This is a genomic window from Streptomyces sp. NPDC057099, assembly GCF_042671245.1.
In the GTDB taxonomy this organism is placed as follows: Bacteria; Actinomycetota; Actinomycetes; order Streptomycetales; family Streptomycetaceae; genus Streptomyces; species Streptomyces purpurascens.
In genome coordinates, this window is sequence record NZ_JBHUTX010000125.1 from 1 (window position 1) to 1,308 (window position 1,308).

Sequence of the window (1,308 nt, forward strand, 5' to 3'; positions counted from 1 at the left end):
CACCAGATACGACAAGACAGCCACCTCCTACGAAGCAGCGGTCAATCTCGCGTCGTTCCTGCTCTGGGCAAGATCCGTTTGAAGACGGACCCTAGCCACTGATCCTGTGACGCAGGAGACCGGGCCGCGCAAGGTCACCGACCTCATCGTCACCGACGACGACAAGTACTTCTCCGAGCTGACCTTCTCCACGCCGCGCGGCGTGGAGAAGCTGACGGCCACCGACGACCACCCGTTCTGGTCACCGTCCGCGGGCAAGTGGGTCGAGGCGGCCACCCTCGAGCCCGGCATGACGCTCAGGACCGACGCCGGCGACACGGTCACCCTGCGGTCGAACCGGTTCTTCCACCAGCACGCGCAGACATACAACCTCACCGTCGAGGACCTGCACTCGTACTATGTACTCGCGGGTGACACACCGGTGCTGGTCCACAACAGCAGGTGTCTGATCGCCGACATAGTCGGACCCCAGGGCGAAAAGCTCTGGCTCCCCAAGGGGCGCAAGGCCATTGCCACGGCCAACAACCTGAAGGGGTGGATCTATGACATCAAGGCGGCCGAAGCCGCAGCTGCCGGATTCCACAAGAGCGTCAAATACGTGCGCGTCATGGATCCGGTGACCAGCGGTCCGCATCAGTACCCCAACGGCTACATAAACTATTTGAACGAAGCAGGCCAGGTAATCCATCCGATGACCGGCAAGACCCCGACCAAGTCCGACCCCTACTGGCACATTCCGATCCCATGACCCTTGTAGAAGAACTCTTCACGTCCCAGGACTACCGGCGTGCTCCGGAGCCCATCGGCTGGGACCCACTGAAGGAACCAGACGCCCTGGACGACGCCCAACTCCTGGACTGCAGAGTGTGCCCGACCGCGAATCGGGCGGCGCTGCTGTTCGACATGCGCGGTGCGTTGTTCTATCCAACGGGAAATTCCGCACTTCTCGTAGTCCGCGGAGTGCAATCGTTCCACTGGAGCGGAGCGCCGCAGGAGAACAAGCTGATGGCGTTCTCGGTGACATCCAGTCGGCCTTCCGGGGCCGACGCCGAAGGATTCCGGCTGGAGCTGGAGTTCTTCCCTGATGGCGAGGTTGCTGTCAGTGGAGTCAGCGCGGACTTCTACCTTCTGGATGCCCACGGAATATCTGAAGCGCCGCCGAGCTACCCGGGGCACGAGCTCGATCAGGTTCGGCATGATCTGCCGTCGTGGACCTCCGGCTGCACGCTGCTGCAGTCGGCCACCACAGGTGGCAAGTGACGTAAGAGAGCGGACGAAGCGGCTCGCCGAGGGCTGTCTCTTATACAC

General features: G+C 62.3%; 1 protein-coding gene and 1 pseudogene. Both read left to right on the forward strand.

Annotated elements, in window-relative coordinates; translation table 11 throughout:
- Nucleotides 1-94: 94 nt before the first annotated feature.
- Nucleotides 95-748 (forward strand): annotated as a pseudogene (locus tag ACFT4A_RS42490) (polymorphic toxin-type HINT domain-containing protein); the annotation flags it as partial.
- On the forward strand, nt 745-1,260 hold the full coding sequence (locus tag ACFT4A_RS42495) for a hypothetical protein (protein ID WP_382842060.1): 516 nt from the start codon (nt 745-747) through the stop codon (nt 1,258-1,260). The pseudogene ACFT4A_RS42490 and the gene ACFT4A_RS42495, both read left to right, overlap by 4 nt.
- The last annotated feature ends 48 nt before the right edge of the window (nt 1,261-1,308 follow it).

Bases quoted from the DNA above. Each gene is read 5' to 3' on its own strand.
- ACFT4A_RS42495 (WP_382842060.1), top strand. From the start codon at position 745: ATGACCCTTGTAGAAGAACTCTTCACGTCCCAGGACTACCGGCGTGCT.